The 16,656-nt window shown below is 58.4% G+C and carries 16 protein-coding genes; 6 read left to right on the forward strand and 10 right to left on the reverse strand.

Translation table 11 applies throughout. From position 1 onward, the window contains the following. Window positions 1–28 precede the first annotated feature (28 nt). From trkA to dusB, 6 genes are all read right to left on the reverse strand, one after another. Window positions 29–1,405, reverse strand: a complete 1,377-nt coding sequence (gene trkA, locus C8N30_RS14605) for a Trk system potassium transporter TrkA (RefSeq protein ID WP_025062055.1) — start codon at window positions 1,403–1,405, stop codon at window positions 29–31. A 225-nt stretch (window positions 1,406–1,630) separates the two neighbouring features. Then, on the reverse strand, window positions 1,631–3,028 hold the full coding sequence (ntrX, locus tag C8N30_RS14610) for a nitrogen assimilation response regulator NtrX (protein WP_037967866.1): 1,398 nt from the start codon (window positions 3,026–3,028) through the stop codon (window positions 1,631–1,633). Continuing rightward, entirely contained in the window at window positions 3,021–5,189 is a 2,169-nt protein-coding gene (locus tag C8N30_RS14615; protein ID WP_051567140.1) for a sensor histidine kinase, read from the reverse strand. Before C8N30_RS14615 ends, ntrX begins: the two co-directional genes overlap by 8 nt. Before the next feature lie 173 nt (window positions 5,190–5,362). Further along, complete coding sequence (locus tag C8N30_RS14620; protein ID WP_025062053.1) at window positions 5,363–6,730, reverse strand: response regulator; 1,368 nt, start codon at window positions 6,728–6,730, stop codon at window positions 5,363–5,365. A gap of 3 nt (window positions 6,731–6,733) precedes the next feature. Then, window positions 6,734–7,891, reverse strand: a complete 1,158-nt coding sequence (locus C8N30_RS14625) for a two-component system sensor histidine kinase NtrB (RefSeq protein WP_051567281.1) — start codon at window positions 7,889–7,891, stop codon at window positions 6,734–6,736. Continuing rightward, complete coding sequence (gene dusB, locus C8N30_RS14630; protein WP_025062051.1) at window positions 7,891–8,868, reverse strand: tRNA dihydrouridine synthase DusB; 978 nt, start codon at window positions 8,866–8,868, stop codon at window positions 7,891–7,893. The genes C8N30_RS14625 and dusB overlap by 1 nt, the downstream gene beginning before the upstream one ends. A gap of 200 nt (window positions 8,869–9,068) precedes the next feature. Between dusB and C8N30_RS14640 the strand changes: the two genes are divergently transcribed. Genes C8N30_RS14640 through C8N30_RS14650 form a run of 3 tightly spaced genes read left to right on the forward strand, consistent with a single transcriptional unit; the run spans window position 9,069 to window position 11,150 of the window. Next, window positions 9,069–10,199: a bifunctional 2-C-methyl-D-erythritol 4-phosphate cytidylyltransferase/2-C-methyl-D-erythritol 2,4-cyclodiphosphate synthase gene (locus C8N30_RS14640; RefSeq protein ID WP_025062049.1), complete on the forward strand. Its 1,131-nt coding sequence runs from the start codon at window positions 9,069–9,071 to the stop codon at window positions 10,197–10,199. Continuing rightward, window positions 10,196–10,684 (forward strand): phosphatidylglycerophosphatase A family protein, encoded by a 489-nt coding sequence (locus tag C8N30_RS14645; protein WP_025062048.1) that lies wholly within the window; start codon window positions 10,196–10,198, stop codon window positions 10,682–10,684. Before C8N30_RS14640 ends, C8N30_RS14645 begins: the two co-directional genes overlap by 4 nt. Continuing rightward, the gene (locus tag C8N30_RS14650; protein WP_025062047.1) at window positions 10,674–11,150 is read left to right on the forward strand and encodes a CinA family protein; all 477 of its coding nucleotides are present in this window, start codon (window positions 10,674–10,676) and stop codon (window positions 11,148–11,150) included. The genes C8N30_RS14645 and C8N30_RS14650 overlap by 11 nt, the downstream gene beginning before the upstream one ends. Here the strand turns inward: C8N30_RS14650 and C8N30_RS14655 are convergent. Next, entirely contained in the window at window positions 11,147–12,430 is a 1,284-nt protein-coding gene (locus tag C8N30_RS14655; protein ID WP_025062046.1) for an MmgE/PrpD family protein, read from the reverse strand. The two genes, C8N30_RS14650 and C8N30_RS14655, sit on opposite strands and share 4 nt — an antisense overlap. Before the next feature lie 35 nt (window positions 12,431–12,465). Continuing rightward, complete coding sequence (locus C8N30_RS14660; RefSeq protein WP_025062045.1) at window positions 12,466–12,909, reverse strand: type II toxin-antitoxin system RatA family toxin; 444 nt, start codon at window positions 12,907–12,909, stop codon at window positions 12,466–12,468. 68 nt (window positions 12,910–12,977) lie between these two features. Here C8N30_RS14660 and hpt point away from each other — a divergent pair, with 68 nt between their 5' ends. Continuing rightward, on the forward strand, window positions 12,978–13,523 hold the full coding sequence (gene hpt, locus C8N30_RS14665) for a hypoxanthine phosphoribosyltransferase (protein WP_025062044.1): 546 nt from the start codon (window positions 12,978–12,980) through the stop codon (window positions 13,521–13,523). A gap of 40 nt (window positions 13,524–13,563) precedes the next feature. Further along, the gene (locus C8N30_RS19420; protein WP_037967865.1) at window positions 13,564–13,722 is read left to right on the forward strand and encodes a hypothetical protein; all 159 of its coding nucleotides are present in this window, start codon (window positions 13,564–13,566) and stop codon (window positions 13,720–13,722) included. A 215-nt stretch (window positions 13,723–13,937) separates the two neighbouring features. Here C8N30_RS19420 and lipA read toward each other — a convergent pair whose 3' ends face one another. After that, on the reverse strand, window positions 13,938–14,891 hold the full coding sequence (gene lipA, locus C8N30_RS14670) for a lipoyl synthase (protein WP_025062042.1): 954 nt from the start codon (window positions 14,889–14,891) through the stop codon (window positions 13,938–13,940). A 104-nt stretch (window positions 14,892–14,995) separates the two neighbouring features. Continuing rightward, window positions 14,996–16,117: a DUF6456 domain-containing protein gene (locus tag C8N30_RS14675; protein ID WP_025062041.1), complete on the reverse strand. Its 1,122-nt coding sequence runs from the start codon at window positions 16,115–16,117 to the stop codon at window positions 14,996–14,998. Window positions 16,118–16,350: 233 nt separating this feature from the next. Here C8N30_RS14675 and C8N30_RS14680 point away from each other — a divergent pair, with 233 nt between their 5' ends. Continuing rightward, window positions 16,351–16,653, forward strand: a complete 303-nt coding sequence (locus tag C8N30_RS14680) for a DUF6477 family protein (RefSeq protein WP_025062040.1) — start codon at window positions 16,351–16,353, stop codon at window positions 16,651–16,653. Window positions 16,654–16,656: the final 3 nt, after the last annotated feature.

The raw sequence follows: 16,656 nt of genomic DNA on the forward strand, positions 1-16,656 counted from the left end.
GGGCTTGCGCAGCACAAAAACCCCTTTTCTAGAAGAAATCGATCGAGACCTGCATCAGCTGCTCGAGCTGTGCGACGTCTTTGGTAAGAACAAACACTGCGATCACGTCCCCCTCCTCAATGCGGGTGTCGCCCATCGGGCGTATGATCTTGTTGCCCTTGCGTACAGCCCCCACAAGCGCGCCTTCGGGAAAGTCGATCTCGTGGATGCGCTTGCCAGTCATCGGCGAGGTAGACATAACCTCGGCCTCGATCACTTCGGCCTCGGCGTCCCCGATTGAATAGACCGAGCGCACCCGCCCATGGCGGATATGGCGCAAAATCGAGCTGACAGTGGTCGAACGCGGATTGATATAAGCGTCGATGCCCAAGGGCTGCATCAACGGTACGAGCGTCGGGTCATTGATCAGCGCGATCACATAAGGACAGCCTTCGGCCTTGGCTCGCACGCAGGCCAGCATGTTGGTTTTGTCGTCGTCAGTCACCGCAAGCATCGCATCGGCGCGGTCAATACCCGCCTCTGCCAGCAGGGCGGCGTCAAGGCCGTCACCGTTGAGGACGATCGTACGCTCAAGCGCCTCGGCGGCACGCTCAGCATTCTGGCGGTTTTTCTCGATCACCTTTGTACGCACGCGCTTTGTGCGCCGCTCCAGCGTGAGAGCAACCGACAGCCCTACATTGCCGCCGCCGACCAGCACAATACGGTCCTGCGTGCTTGTGGTCTTGCCGAAAATCTCCATAGAGCGTGAGATGTCGTCGCGGTGTACGAAGATATAGGCATCGTCGCCTGCAAAAAGCTGGTCTTTGGGCTGCGGCGCAAAAAGGGTGCCGTCACGGCGGATTCCCACCACCACAGCGCGCAGCGTCGAGAACAAGTCGCTAAGCTGCCGCAGTGGAGTCTTGAGCACCGGACAATCCTCATCGAGGTTTATGCCTAACAGCTGCGCGTGGCCGTCCATAAACTGCTCTGTGTCAAAGGCGGCAGGTGCAGCAAGGCGTTGCAGCGCGGCTGCGGCCACCTCCCGCTCGGGGCTGATGACAACATCGATGGGCAGATGGTCACGGCGGTAGAGATCGGAGTAAATTGCATCAAGGTAGGACTGCGAGCGCAGGCGGGCAATTTTACGCTGGATGCCGAAAACCGAATGGGCCACCTGACAGGTCACCATGTTGACCTCGTCCGAATGGGTTGCGGCAATGATCATATCGGCATCGCGTGCACCGGCGCGGTCAAGGACGTCGGGATAACTCGCAAAGCCTGCAACACCCTGCACATCAAGCGTGTCGGTGGCACGGCGAATGAGGTCGGCGTTGCTGTCTACGACTGTGACATCGTTGCGCTCTCCAGACAAATGGCGGGCAATTTGCCAACCGACCTGCCCTGCACCGCAAATAATGACTTTCATCTAGAGAGGTTCTCCTGCTGCACCGGCAGTAAAAAGCGGATGCGGCGACGATGCCATGCCGCCCCGGCCACGAACCAAGGGATGTCAGAACCGACCTGCGGGGTCAATTCAATTGTCTTTTTCAGCAGGCAGGCACCGATGCAGATAAGTTTCGGCCACGACAGCACCGTGCGCAATTTTCGGGGTCAAGAGGCATTGCACCCTATTGGCCACTGCGCACGCCTCTCAATCGTCGTCGCCCTGCGCAATACGGGTGCCGGACTTTGCGGATGTGACTACGCCGAGGCTTTTGAGTTTGCGGTGTAGCGCAGACCGTTCCATGCCGACGAAATTGGCCGTGCGGCTGATATTGCCGCCAAAGCGGTTGATCTGGGTCAATAAATATTCCCGCTCGAATGCCTCGCGGGCCTCGCGCAACGGCAGGCTGGCCATGGCACCCGACAAAACAACGCGCCCCTCTTCTTCGCTGTGGTCCTCTTCACCGGGCAATTCGCGTGCCTCGATGGGCGCGGAACCCTCTCCGAGGATCAGCACACGTTCGACCAGATTTTTGAGCTGGCGAACATTGCCCGGCCAGACCATTGTTTGCATCAAGGCCTGCGCATCATCGCTGATCTCGCGCAGCGGCAGGCCTTGGCTGCTGTTGAACTCAAAGATGAAATGCGCCGCCAGAAGAGGGATATCCTCGCGCCGCTCCGCCAATGACGGCACCGCGATCGGTACGACATTAAGGCGGTGATATAGCTCTTCGCGGAATGTTTCGGCCGCGATTTCGGCCGCGAGATCCTTGTTCGTGCTTGAAATTACGCGCAAATCCACTCGTACTTTGTCATTTCCGCCGACACGGGTGAATTGCTGATCGACAAGCACGCGCAGTATTTTCGACTGCGTGCCCATGGGCATATCAGCAACTTCGTCGAAATATACAACACCGCCATGCGCTTGCTCGAGCAGGCCCGGCTCGACACCGCGTTCGGTGCTTTCACGGCCAAACAGCACTTCTTCCATACGATCCGGCGCGACACCGGCGCAATTGACAGTAACGAAGGGGGCAGACGCGCGGTTCGAATGGGTATGGATATAACGCGCCGCGACTTCCTTACCTGCACCGGCTGGACCGGTCAGCATCACCCGCCCATTGGATTTCGTCACCTTGTCCAGTTGGCCCACCATTGTGCGGAAGGCGCCGGAATTACCGATCATTTCAGCTGTGGTCGTATCGCGGCGTTTTAGTGTGAGGTTCTCGCGGCGCAGGCGGGAAGTCTCCATCGCACGGCGGATAACCACCATTAACTGGTCGATATTGAACGGCTTTTCGATGAAATCATACGCGCCCTGCTTGATCGCGGCGACCGCGATTTCCACGTTGCCGTGACCCGAGATGATCACCACCGGCACATCAGGGTTATCACGCTTGACGGTCTTGAGAATGTCGATTCCGTCCATTTTGCTGTCTTTTAGCCAAATATCGAGGATCATAAGTGCAGGCGGCTCGGCGTTTACCGCAGCCATTGCATCATCCGAATTGCCGGCCAGCCGTGTGGAAAAGCCCTCGTCCTTCAGAATGTCCGAGATCAGTTCGCGGATATCACGCTCGTCGTCCACAATCAGAATGTCACTCATGATTTTTCTCCTCATTGCCCGTAATGTTGTCGATGCCCAGTGGCAGTGTAATCACCGCCATCGCACCAAAATGGTTCTGCCCCTCGAAAACAGGTGCATCCATGAGGGTCAGGCTGCCGCCATGCTCCTCAATAATTTTCTTCACGATCGGCAGGCCAAGGCCGGTGCCCTCACTGCGGGTGGTCACGTAAGGCTCGAACAAGCGTGCGCGGTCTTCCGGCAAGCCGATTCCATTGTCCGCAATCGTGATATGCGCCAAGACGCCATCGCTGTGCAAATGGACATGGACCTGTGGCTCCAACCCGTCGGGCGCGCCGTCTGTTTTAAGGGTGTCTATGGCTTCGCCTGCGTTCTTGATGAGATTTGTCAAAGCCTGTGTAATCATTGTTCCGTCGATCAGCGCGGGGAGTTCTGCGTCCGGAACGTCAGATATGAGTTTGATGTCCGGTCTGCCGGTTTTTTGCAGCAACACAGCATCGCGCACCAGCTGTTTGAGGTCTTGCGCACGGCGCTCGGGCTCGGGCATGCGGGCGAATTTCGAAAATTCGTCAACGATCCGGCGCAAATCACCCGTCTGGCGAATGATAACCCCGGTCAACTGCTCGAGACTGTCGCTGTCTGCACCAAGTTTGGGGCCGAATTTACGTTTGATCCGCTCCGCCGAAAGTTGAATTGGGGTCAGTGGGTTTTTGATTTCATGGGCGATACGGCGCGCCACATCCCCCCACGCCGCCATCCGCTGCGCGCTGACCAGATCGGTCACATCGTCAAAGGCGACAACATATCCCTCAAGCCGTCCGTCATCGGTACGCCGCGTGGCCATCCGCACCAGCAAATTCTCCATGCTGCCCTGCCGCGAGACTTTGATCTCCTGTTGGGTGGCCTCGGTCGCGGTGGTGGTCAGCGTCTCGTAGAGGGGTCCAAATTCGGGCACCGCTACGGTCAGGGCCAGCGATTGCTGGTCTTCCTCCCAATCGAGCAGGCGCATGGCAGAGCGGTTGACGAAAGTCACGCGCCCTTCGGGGTCAAGTCCCACAACGCCGGACGTGACCGAGCTTAGCACAGAATCAAACAGACGGCGGCGCCGCTCAATCTGGCGGGTATTGTCGAGCAATGTGTTGCGTTGTCCTTTGAGTTGTCGGGTCATCTGGTTAAAGTATTTGCCCAGCTCCGCAATCTCGTCGTCACCGTCATCCTCGCGCACATGCACATCCAGATCACCGCCGCCGACCTGCTGCGCCGCGCCCGTGAGGCGTCCGATCGGACCTGACAGTCGCTCCGCAAACCATAGACCGAGCCAGACAGCCGCAAGAATGATAATCACTGCAAAAGCCAGATAAAGCAGGCCGAAATCGAAGAGGATCTTGCCGCGCTCGCTCTCGAGTTGCTGGTAGAGGCGGATGGTCTCTTGCGTGTCCTCCAGCAGGCTGAGGATTTCGCCGTCTACCTCGCGGCTGATATACAAAAACCTGTCGACAAAGGACGTGAGCCGGATAATTGCCCGAAACTCGTTGTTGGCCCAATCCTCGATAATCCGGACCTGCGTATCGCTGGCGCTCGCGATCTGGGCGGGCGTGGGCGCATCATAATCGAACAGATATGAGCGATCACCGCGGGCGCGAATCTCAGCGGTGGCATCGATCATATAAGCCTCGCGCAGGCCGCGCTGGATCTGGCGCTGCCCCTCGCCCAACAGTTCGCTGTCGCTCAGCTCGATCCCGCCGCGCCGCGCACGATCAATGCTGCGCGCAAGGCTCAGCGCATCCTCACGCAGGCCCGCACGCTCTTCCTCGGCGTAGGCTTCAGCGGCTAAAAGCGAATTGCCGACCACCTCGCGCACCCGCTCCGAAAACCACCCCTCAATGCCGACGTTAATTGTCAACACAGCAAAGACGGCAACGGAAACCGTAGGAATCAGCGCCATTAGCGCAAACACGCCAGTCAGCCGCAAATGCAGCCGAGATCCGGCAGATTTGGCCCGCCGCGCCAGCACCAAACGCGCCACCTGTGACAACACAAGCGCAGCAACGAACAAAATATAGATCAGATCGAGTAGCAGAATAAGCCGAAGGGTATCCGTGCTGCCCTGATCCAGAGGACCAAGCGCCAGATAGGTTGCCAGCGCCAGCAAGGGACCGAGCACCACCAGACCAAAGGTCATCAACGTCCTGACGCGCCTGAGCCGTCGCAACCGCGACAACCGGACAAGCCAAGTGTTGCGTGAGAGAGCTGCCACGCCGCGTCCTTACCTGATGTGGTGCAAACGCACCGAACCGCCAATTTATATGGTCCTGATCAAGGTTGTTCCTTGATGGCCACGTTTATGTGACAGTTTTACATCATTTTTCGACCGCGTGTAACCTCTATTTCAAGCTCGGTTATCTTCTTTCGCAAAGTGTTCCGGTTAATGCCCAGCAGTTCGGCGCATTTGGCCTGATTTCCCGAAGTAGCAGCAAGAGCAACCTCGATCAGGGGGCCTTCAACCTCGCGCAGGATACGCTGGTAAATACCCGGAGGGGGCAACATGCTTCCATGCAGCTCGAAATATCGTCTGATATGGCGCTCCACGCTTGCCCCCAGTTTCTCGCCGCTGGGGATGGCGCGCGTTGGCTCCGGCCCCGGTTGGCCCCCGACGATCTGCTCGGCTTCGGCTTGTGTGATTTCGACTGCGCGACTGGTCAGAGCAAGCTGTCGCATCGCATGCTCCAGCTGGCGCACATTACCGGGCCACGGGTAGTTTGTGAAAATTTTGGCAGCCCCGTCCGACAGGGCGTGCGGTGCACCAACAGCCGCATCCGCTTTTTCCAGAAAATGCGCAGCCAGTAGCGGAATATCCTCAACCCTGTCACGCAGCGCCGGCACATGCAGCGTGGCGCCCGACAGTCGGTAATACAGATCACGGCGCAGCGCGCTTTGTGCGTCGTCCTGTCCCAGATCGCGCTGGGAGGTTGCCATAAACCGTGGCGCATTATCCGAGGTAGCATCCATCATCCGCGCGATCCGCGCCTGAACCTCGCCTGATATATCACTGATTTCATCAATCAAAAGTGTGCCGCCCCGCACGCGTGCAAGGACACGGGCCGGGCCCTCGATGTCGCGTAGCTCCGCCTCGGTTACCGTCACAAACGGCAATGACCGGCGGTCCGACAGGTCATGGATGGCGCGCGCGATCAGCGATTTTCCCGTGCCACTTTCACCCCAAATCAGGACTGGCAGATCGGTGTTCATCACCCGCGCAATCACACGGTAGAGCGATTGCATTACGGCCGTCTTACCCACCATCGGCAGATCATCTTCGTCTTTCTCGGTGTGGGCGGGCTGCACACGCCGCGGCGCACCCCCCCGCTCCAACGCGCGCGCGGTCCGCTTCATCAGATCCGGCAGGTCGAACGGTTTGGGCAAATAATCATAGGCATGCGCCTCGGCCGCCTTGATCGCAGTCATAATAGTGTTCTGTGCAGAAATAATGATCACCGGTAGATCGGGCCGGTCCTGCGCAATCTTAGGCAGCATCTCCAGGCCGTTGCCATCAGGCATCGCCACATCCGAGATCACCACGTCACCCTTGCCCTCTGCCACCCAGCGCATCAGGGTTGTGAGGCTGGAAGTGGCATGAACCTTACACCCTGCACGTGTCAGCGCTTGGGTCAGTACGGTGCGTATGGTGCGGTCGTCATCTGCAACCAGAACAGTGCCATCCATAACTTAACTCTCCTTTTGGGGCGGATTGCCCGCCTCGATCTTCTTGGGATCTTGGTTTTTGATGTCGCGGGACGCATCCGCACGCGGCAACGAAATGCGGAACACGGTCTGCCCCGGTACGGAGGACACCGAAATCCAACCGTCATGTTCGGATACAATTTTGTTCACCAGCGCGAGGCCGAGGCCAGTACCGTTCTCGCGGCCAGAGACAAAAGGCTCGAACACGTCTGCTGCAATATGTTCGGGCAGGCCCGGCCCATCATCAATAACCTCGATCTGGAGCGGCAGGGCAATCCCCTGCCCGTCAGCGCGGCGCAGCCGGAACGAGTGCTCGTAATAGCTGTGGAGGCGGATCGTGCCGCCAGCGTCGCCAGCAGCCTCCGAGGCGTTTTTGATCAGGTTGAGGACTACCTGCAAAAGCTGGTCCTTGTCCCCCCATGCAAGCGGCAACGAGGGGTCGTAATCCTCGACGATCTTCATCTGGGCGCCGAACCCCAAAAGCGCTGAACGGCGCGCACGGTCGAGAACATCGTGCAGGTTAACCTCGCCGCGCTCAGGCAGTGTCAGGTTGCCGAACTGCTCAACCTGCTCAAGCAGCTTCACGATCCGGCGGCTTTCGGCAACAATAAGATCCGTCAGTTCCAGATCTTCGGGCGGCAGGTTCATCCCCAAAAGCTGGGCCGCACCCGTGATACCGGCAAGCGGGTTCTTGATCTCGTGGGCCAGCATCTCAGCCATCCCGATGGCGGATTTAGCTGCCGATTTGACCGACTGGTTCTGCGTCATCCGCCCCGCAAGCTCACGCGGTGAAATCATCAGGATCATTACACCGTCATGCCCTGACAGGGGCGCAATCTGAAGTTGCGATTGCAAGGGCGCGCGCTGCCCGCTTCCCACATCCACATCGTTCACAAACAGCGTGCTTTGCGTGCTTCGGGCGCGGGCAAATGCCTCCTCAAGCGGTGCGTCAACGGCGATCATGTCCCAGACAGGTGTGCCTGCAACCCCCTTGATCGAGGCGTTGAGGAAGCCTTCGGCAGCAGCATTTATATCAATGATACGGTCATCGGGCCCCACCAGAATTGATGGAACCGGCAAAGATGCCCAAAGGCCACGCTCCTCGCGGGTGGCAAGCGGACTTGAGCCGTAGCCCTCACCCATCATGCTGCTACGTCCCATGCGGAAGGGTCCAATGCCGCAGGCAGCGCGATAAGTGTCTCTTCCACGCTTTGGGCCGTCAGCACAGCGCGGCGTGCATTGTCGGGCGTTCCTGCGTGATCCATATACCAGCCCAGATGTTTACGCGCCACGCGCAAGCCCAGTTTCGTGCCATAGAACCCCAGCAGTGCATCGTAATGTCCAAGCACCATATCGGTAAATTCCGCACCTTGCGGAATGCGCGGCGCAGGTGTGCCGTAGATTTCATGGGCAATCTGGGCAAGCAGCCATGGACGCCCCTGAATGCCACGCCCGATCATCACACCCTGTGCGCCTGATTGCGCCAGTGCCTTTCGAGCGGTCGCGGCATCGACAATATCGCCATTCGCCACCACCGGGATATCCACTGCATCCACAACATTGCGGATCGCGGCCCAGTCTGCGCTGCCCTTGTAGAATTGGCACCGCGTGCGCCCGTGGATGGTGATCATCTGGATCCCTGCTGCTTCGGCCCGCGTGGCGATAGGCGCCGCATTGAGCATATCGTCATCCCAACCAAGCCGCGTTTTGAGGGTGACCGGAATATCAACCGCGCCGACAACAGCCTCAATCAAGCGCAGCGCATGGTCGGGTGTTTTCATAAGTGCAGAGCCGGAGGCCCCTTGCGTGACCTTCTTGGCGGGACAGCCCATATTTATGTCTATGATCCGCGCGCCCTGCCCTGCAATCATGCGTGCGGCTTCTGCCATCGGCCCTGCCTCGCGTCCCGCAATCTGTACCGAGGTGCCCTCGACGCCCAGACCCAGCTCTGCCTTCTCGCGGGTGCCGGGGCGCTGCGTGAGCCACTCGCCCGAAGCTATCATCTCGGACACTACCAGCCCCGCACCGAAACGCGCCACGAGGCTGCGGGTGGGCAGATCGGTGATGCCGGCCATCGGGGCCAGAAAAACAGGAGGTGAAAGGTTTAGCGGGAAGGTCATGTATTTGTGCTTAAATGATCATCAACATCAGGAATATAATATCAAACCAAGCGAATATACAATGAATGGCGTATCCATTTACCCGCCAGACACTGCACATCTGCCTAAAATTTAGGCGCACGGCCAGCGGCGCCGCTCCGCGCCTGATTGCACCCCCTGTCACGATTTCGTAAAACGACATCAATAAGAAAGGTTGATCCATGCAGGTATGCGTTCTGATTGTTGCTGCCGGACGGGGCGTGCGGGCGGGCGGTCCACGCCCGAAGCAATGGCAGATGTTGGGACAGGCCCGTGTGATCGACCATACCGTTGCCGCCTTCCGTGCGCACAGTGAGGTGGATCACATCACCCTTGTTCTCCATGCAGACGATATAAATGAAGCAGGTGTTTTCGAGGCGCAAGGCATCACCGTGACCAAGGGCGGCGCAGAACGAAGCGATTCTGTCCGCGCGGGTCTGCTCGCGATGCCGCCCTGTGATTACGTCCTGATCCATGATGCTGCGCGGCCCTGCGTTGCAAAAGGTGTGATCAGCGATGTGATTTCAGCCCTCCAAAGCCACGAAGCCGCAGCCCCCGGTTTGCCGGTTACAGACGCGCTTTGGACTGGGGATGACGGGGTAGTGACCGGAAACCGCGATCGCACCGGCCTTTTTGCGGCACAGACACCGCAAGGGTTTCACCGTGCTGCCCTGCTAAATGCCTACGCCACCTACTCAGGCATCGCGGCCGACGATGTTGAGGTTGCGCGCAGCGCCGGTCTGACGGTTGCCATCACCGCCGGCGACCCAGATAATATCAAGATAACGACCAGCGGCGATTTCGCCCGCGCAACAGCAATACTGGAGAGAGATATGGACATCCGAACCGGCAACGGGTTTGACGTGCACGCCTTTGGTGCAGGCGACCACGTTATGCTGTGCGGCGTAAAAATTCCGCACGGCCAAGGTCTTGTGGGGCATTCCGACGCTGATGTGGGACTGCATACCGTCACCGATGCAATTTATGGCGCGCTGGCAGCTGGCGATATCGGCACGCATTTCCCGCCCTCCGATCCACAGTGGAAAGGGGCGCAAAGCCATATCTTCTTGCGCCACGCCGCCCAAATGGCCCGTGATCAGGGGTTCACACTTACCCATGTCGACTGCACGCTGATATGTGAGTTTCCAAAAGTCGGACCGCACGCTGCCGCCATGCGTGCAGCTGTGGCAGAAATGTTGGGAATCGAGGTTGCCCGCGTGTCGGTCAAGGCCACCACATCGGAGCGTTTGGGTTTTACCGGACGTGGTGAGGGAATTGCCTGCATCGCCACCGCAACGCTGGTGAAATCATGAAGCTGGCGCGGATGATCGGTACAGTTTTGGGCGTCGGATATTTGCGCCCCGCGCCTGGAACGTGGGGATCACTGGTGGCGCTACCTTGGGGGTGGCTTATTCATGTGATTGGCGGACTTCCATTGTTGGTACTGGCGATCGTGGCCGCATTCCTAAAAGGGTGGTGGGCCACATCGAAGATGACCGCCGGTAGCGATGATCACGATCCATCGGAAATCGTCATCGACGAGGTTGTGGGCCAGTGGATTGCACTGCTTCCGCTGTCAATTGCCAGCTGGCGCATGGGCATCGACATTACCGTGATGTGGCCCGGCTGGATCGCCGCATTCGTTCTGTTTCGATTGTTTGACATCTGGAAGCCGTGGATTGTCGGCTGGGCGGACCGGCGCGGCGACCCGCTGGGTGTGATGCTGGATGATGTGTTTGCAGGCATCTTTTCAGCAATCGGTGTGGTGGTACTTGCAGGGGTCGCCCATGCGCTCTGAGATCCTTGCTTTGGGCAAATCATGCGGCGTGATGATAGCCACCGCAGAGAGTTGCACCGCAGGTCTGGTCGCCGCCGCCCTTACCGATCTGGCCGGATCGTCCGCCGTGTTCGACCGCGGCTTTGTCACCTACACCAATGCTGCGAAAATCCAGATGCTCGGGGTCTACCCCTTAACGCTGGAAGCGCATGGCGCTGTCTCCGAAGAAGTTGCACGCGAAATGGCGCTGGGCGCGCTTGCGCACAGTGATGCTGGACTGGCCGTCTCCATCACGGGGATCGCGGGTCCAGGCGGTTCAGAATTCAAGCCGGAGGGGCGCGTCTGCTTCGCAATCGCAGGACCACGATTCTGTATCGCCTCTACGGTCGAATTCGGTCAGTTGGGGCGTGAGCATGTCCGCGCAGCAGCACGTGATCATGCACTGCTGCTGTTGCGCGACGCCCTGCGCGCCCTTCCCGCAGCTTAGTCTGCGGGCGCCGTTCCCGCAAAGCAGGCTGTCACTGCGTCAAGCTCTGTCCCTGTTGCCGCATCCCAAAGTGCCTGTTCGCGTTGTGCGTCCAGCAGCGCCTTGACCTTGCGCCGCAACTTTGCGCTGCGGGCCTCCAATGTCATCGGAGCCATCAGATCATGACGCAAGCGCCGCACCTCGCCCGTGATCAGCGTCAGGGTTACCTGCGACTGTGTCTCGGTCAGCGTGTCGTCTTCGATCACCTCGATCTTGTTCCGTAGGGCACAGATTTCCTTATCTCGGGCGATCTCGTCGCTGAAGTTGGCGATGGCACCTGTGCCATGGCCTAACAGTGTCATCGCGGCGGTATGCGTATAACTGAATTTGACTTCCAAACCCGTCTTGGGCTCTGAAATGTTGCACACGCTCATCCAGCGCGGATGTGTACGGATTTTCAGCCCCTCAATGCGGTCCGGCGCGACACCTGCCCCGCCAAGCGCCTCCAGCATGGCGTGCAGCCCGTGGCAACAGGCGTGGAATTTATGGCTAATCGTGCTGATCTGCCAGTCTTTTCGCGGCAGCTTGATCTCTGTTCCTTGCCCATGGTGGGTCGGCCCGAAGCCGAGCGGCCCTTCAAGCCCGTCCTCGGCCGCCGTCATACCGGCCTGCGCCCAAAGGCTTGCCTCAATCCCTGTGCGGGCGGCCAGTCCTGCGTTGAGCGGTTTGGCCATGGTGCCAAACTGCGCCTTGATCCCCGACGCCATTGAAGCGCAAAGACCCAAAGCATTTCGCGTCCCAACCTTGTCCAGTCCCAACAAGCGCGCTGTGGCCAAAGTAGCACCAAAAGCGCCTGCGGTTGCAGTCTGGTGAAAACCTACCTGATAGTGCGCGCGACCCAGCCAGATGCCGACCAATACGGATGCCTCCACCCCGATGGTCGCGGCATCAATGGCCTCTGTCAGGGGAATGTCCAGCGTTTCGGCCAATGCCATAACAGCGGGCAAAACAGCGACCGAGGGGTGCCCGATATGGGCAAAATGCGTATCGTCGTAATCAAGTGCATGGCTAAGCGTGCCGTTGAGCAGTGCCGCAGCAGCAGCCCCTAATGCCTCGCCACCGAACACCTGCGCCGGGCCGTCCTCGATCATCTGCGCCCGACGAAATGCGGCGAATTCAGGCTCGGCTGCGCCTGCAATGCCGCAAGCGGCCCAGTCAAACAATGACAGGCGCATCATCGCAGCGGCCTCTTCGGGCACCTCTGCAGTGCTAAATTTCACCAGCTGGTCTGTGATCCCCATGGTGCTCTCCTCCCCCGATGTTTTCCCGATCCGGCCTAGCCGTACAGCGTGTTCGCCCGCTTCTCAAACGCTTTGACGACCCGCTGCATTGCCTCATTGAAAACAACACCGATGATCTTTTGCAAAATCCGGTTGCGGAATTCGAAATCGACAAAGAAATCAACTTCGCAACCGCCATCGACATCTCTGAACGCCCAATTTGATTTCATATATTTGAACGGTCCGTCGAGGTATTCGGTGTCGATCTTGCGGGTTTGCGGCCAAAGCACAACGCGTGACGTAAACCGCTCGCGAAAGACCTTGAACGAAATCACCAGATCGGCATCCATCACACTGTGATCACCCTTGTCGTCCAATGATTTTATACGCGCGGCAGCTGTCCACGGCAGAAACTTAGGATAGCTGGCGACATCAGCAACAAGATCATACATCTGTTGCGCGCTATAGGGCATTGTGCGGGTCTCGGCGTGTGTGGGCATTGATTTCCTGAACATGTTTGCGTAGCGCTGTATCAAAGCGCAGGCGGGCGCACAATCAAGAGGTGGCCATGAACACGCGTCCTTATGTCATAGACCAGATGATCTCGGCAAAATCCATTGCCGCCCGTATCGAAGAGCTGTGTGTCGAGATTCAGGATGAGTTCGCCGACACCAACAAGCTGATCGTTGTCGGCTTGCTGCGCGGCAGTTTCGTTTTTATCGCCGATCTGGTGCGTGAGCTGGACCTGCCGATCGAGGTCGATTTTCTGGAGGCGTCGAGTTATGGCAATGGCATGGAGAGTACACGTGAAGTGCGTATTCTCAAGGACTTGCGCAGTGGCATTGAAGGGCGTGATGTGCTGTTGGTGGAGGATATCGTAGACACCGGATATACGTTGTTCCATGTCACTGCGATGCTGCGCGCGCGCAAGCCTGCGCGCCTTAAAACCGTGGCCTTGCTGGATAAACCGTCGCGCCGAGAAGTCGATCTGCGGGCCGACCACACCGGCTTCGAGATACCGGACGAGTTTGTTGTTGGCTATGGCATTGATTTTGCGCAACGTAACCGTAATCTGCCCTACATCGGCAAGGTACGGTTTACCGATGGTGCCTGAATAGCGGAGGTAACGAGAATTGCTTGATCCGAGGCATCTCATGCGCGCCAAACGCTGGGTTCAAAATCCTCCCTCGCCTGCGCGGGTCAAACTGGTGTTCGCGGTGGCCCTTGTTGCAGCTGTAATTTTCGGTCTGGAGTATTTTGGCTTCTGGCCCGCATGGGCAACCGCCGACCGCATATCGCGGCGCCTGTTCTGAGAAATTTATCACGCGTATGTGGACACAATCCATCAGGTACAAAAGGCTGTGCAGGGTTAGCGTTATCGCAAACACAGGAAGTTTTCATATTTTTTTGAAAAATCGCTTCTTACTCTCGCAAGCGATTCCGGCATCCTCGCGCTGTTGCCCGAGGATGACCGCATGGCTATTGTCGGCTACTTAAAAGCGCTGCCATCTCCCTGAACGCTACTGGCTCAGGCAATGCCCAACTTTTTATTTCGCGCAGCACGCAGTTGGGCAAAATCATCGCCCGCATGATAGCTTGATCGGGTAAGCGGCGTGGCCGAAACCATAAGGAAGCCCTTGCCATAAGCCGCCTTTTGATAGGTCGCGAATTCGTCGGGGTGAACAAAACGGTCAACACGGTGATGTTTCGGAGTTGGCTGCAAATACTGACCGACAGTCAGGAAATCGATATCGGCAGCGCGCATATCGTCCATAACCTGCATCACCGACTGGCGGTCCTCGCCCAGCCCCACCATGATCCCTGATTTGGTAAACATTGAGGGATCAAGCTCCTTTACCCGCTGCAACAGCCGCAAGCTGTGGAAGTAGCGCGCACCTGGTCGCACTTCGGGATAGAGGCCCGGCACAGTCTCAAGGTTGTGGTTGAACACGTCAGGGCGCGCCTCAACTACCTTTTCAAGCGCCTCGGGGCCGCATTTGATAAAGTCAGGCGTCAAAATCTCGATCGTCGTGGCAGGGGCACGGTGGCGTATGGCGCGGATGGTCTGGGCAAAGTGCTCTGCCCCGCCGTCCTCAACATCATCGCGGTCTACAGAGGTGATGACAACATGATTAAGCCCAAGCTTGGACACGGCATCGGCCACGCGACCCGGCTCAAAAGCATCAAGCGCTTCCGGCGGTTTTCCGGTAGCGATGTTGCAAAAGGTGCAGGCGCGGGTACAGACCTCTCCCATAATCATCATGGTGGCGTGGCCCTGTGACCAGCATTCGCCCACATTTGGGCATCCTGCCTCCTCACATACCGTTACCAGCTTATTGTCACGCATGATCCGCGCCGTATCCTCATACCCTTTGCCGCCCGGTGCCCGAACACGGATCCAGTCGGGCTTTTTCGGTTGGGCATTATCGGGGCGGCGCGCCTTTTCGGGGTGGCGCTGCTCGGGGATTTTAAGATCGCGCATTGGAACCTCGTTTGATGTTTTTTCCTATCTATCACATCGCGGATCAAACAAAACCCTGTCGCGTCGCATTGCCGCTATTCGCTGCGCAATTGAATGGCCGATCATCAACCAATCATTGCACCGCTTTGATCCGGATTTTGGGCATAATGGCGCTTTAACCCCATTAAAGCGATCCGTAGCACAATCTTGCCCGAACGGGCAGACCAGCCCAGAGTCTTTTCTGCTGTCTCCAGACCCTCCAGAAAACAACAACAGCGCAGGGTCACATCAGACAATCCTGGCCCGAGATCCTGAAGCGCTGCAATCACCCGGACATGTGCACGCCGCGCAGCAGGAGAGCCTCCGGTCTGAACCGGTGCGCATTCACTCCGCAGCGTTCTCAGGAACGTGCTCCAATCGCGGGCCACTTCGGCCTCCATTTGCGCCAGTTCGAAATCTTCGCGCAAGCGTTCCCCGGCGTGCACTAAATCATCCTCCAAGAACTTCTCGCCTTCGCGCCCTCGCCGCCTTGCAAGCGCCACCAGAGGGCTCTCGGCAATCCCGTAGCGGATGCGGCGCGGGGCCTCTGAAGGCTCGCTTAAGCGTGCAGCGTCGTCGCTGCCCGCGCGGGCATTCTCCGCACGGGCCATCATATCCGCCAACGCAGCGCGGCCTGCCGTTGTAATACGGTAGCGGGTGATGCGTCCAACGACAGGGGCCAGTATCCAGCCTTTGAGCGCCATTGCTTCGGCAATAGCGCGGTCCACGACACCTGTGCGCGTGCTCTGTCCTCCTGGGCCGTCTCTTACAATTACAGCCTTTTCCAGATCCGCCGCCACAGCCAGCATTGCGCCCGTTTCGGCAAGACGGCGCAACACACGCAACCCATGTTCGGACAGTTGGGCTGTATCTGGCAAAGCGGCTGGTGGTGCTGTGGATGGGACCGGCAGGCAGGTCGCGCCGCCTTGAGGTTGACCCGCAACGCCGTTGCCGTCAGCGCCACCGCCAAGTGTCTTTAACACGCCGTCGACCAGCGGATCATCGCGCAGGGTCTCAACACGCCGGATCTGGCGCAGAATTGTCGAGGCGTGGCAGCCCTGCTTGCGCGCCAGTGCGCGGATAGGAATGCCCATCTCCGTATGGTCGATATAGTTCTGCACGGAACGCGGAACCCAGCCAGGGACAGCGCTGCCCATCCCGACTGCGCGATGTCGGGTTTGTCCAATTTCAAGAATAGTCGATCCCATGTCTGAGTGTCCCTCCTCAGCTTTGTTAACAATAGGTAAATTCAACCTAGGGAGGAATTGGTTACCTATTCGTTAAAATTACAGTTCCAGTCCATGATTGTTCAAAAAAGAGAAACAATCCTAAAGGCGCCGCACGGTGATCGGGTGCTCTGCGCAACAACGCAAAAACTGGGGGAATATGGGATCATCAAAGCAGGCAACCGCCGTGCTGCACCCCAAACGGAGCCAAAATTATGAAAGATATCCACAGCCTGCTGGCCGCGCTACACCGTCCTCGCCTTCTAATGCGGGCGGCGCGGATAGGTGCCCAAGACTACCGCCGCGCAACCACACTACCTCGCCTGTTAGGGTACGGCCTTTTGCCGCGGCATGCTGACGCACTTGTGCGTTTGGTGGATATGGAACGGGAAATGGAACAGCAGCGGACGGATTCTGACCCCTGCTATAGCGTGATCGCCCATGTCGATGTACTGATCGCTATTGTCGCAGAGGCGCGGGAACTGCGGGCCACAACATCGGGCCCGCAGCCGATTTAATTA

This window comes from Sulfitobacter guttiformis, assembly GCF_003610455.1.
Taxonomy (GTDB): Bacteria; Pseudomonadota; Alphaproteobacteria; order Rhodobacterales; family Rhodobacteraceae; genus Sulfitobacter; species Sulfitobacter guttiformis.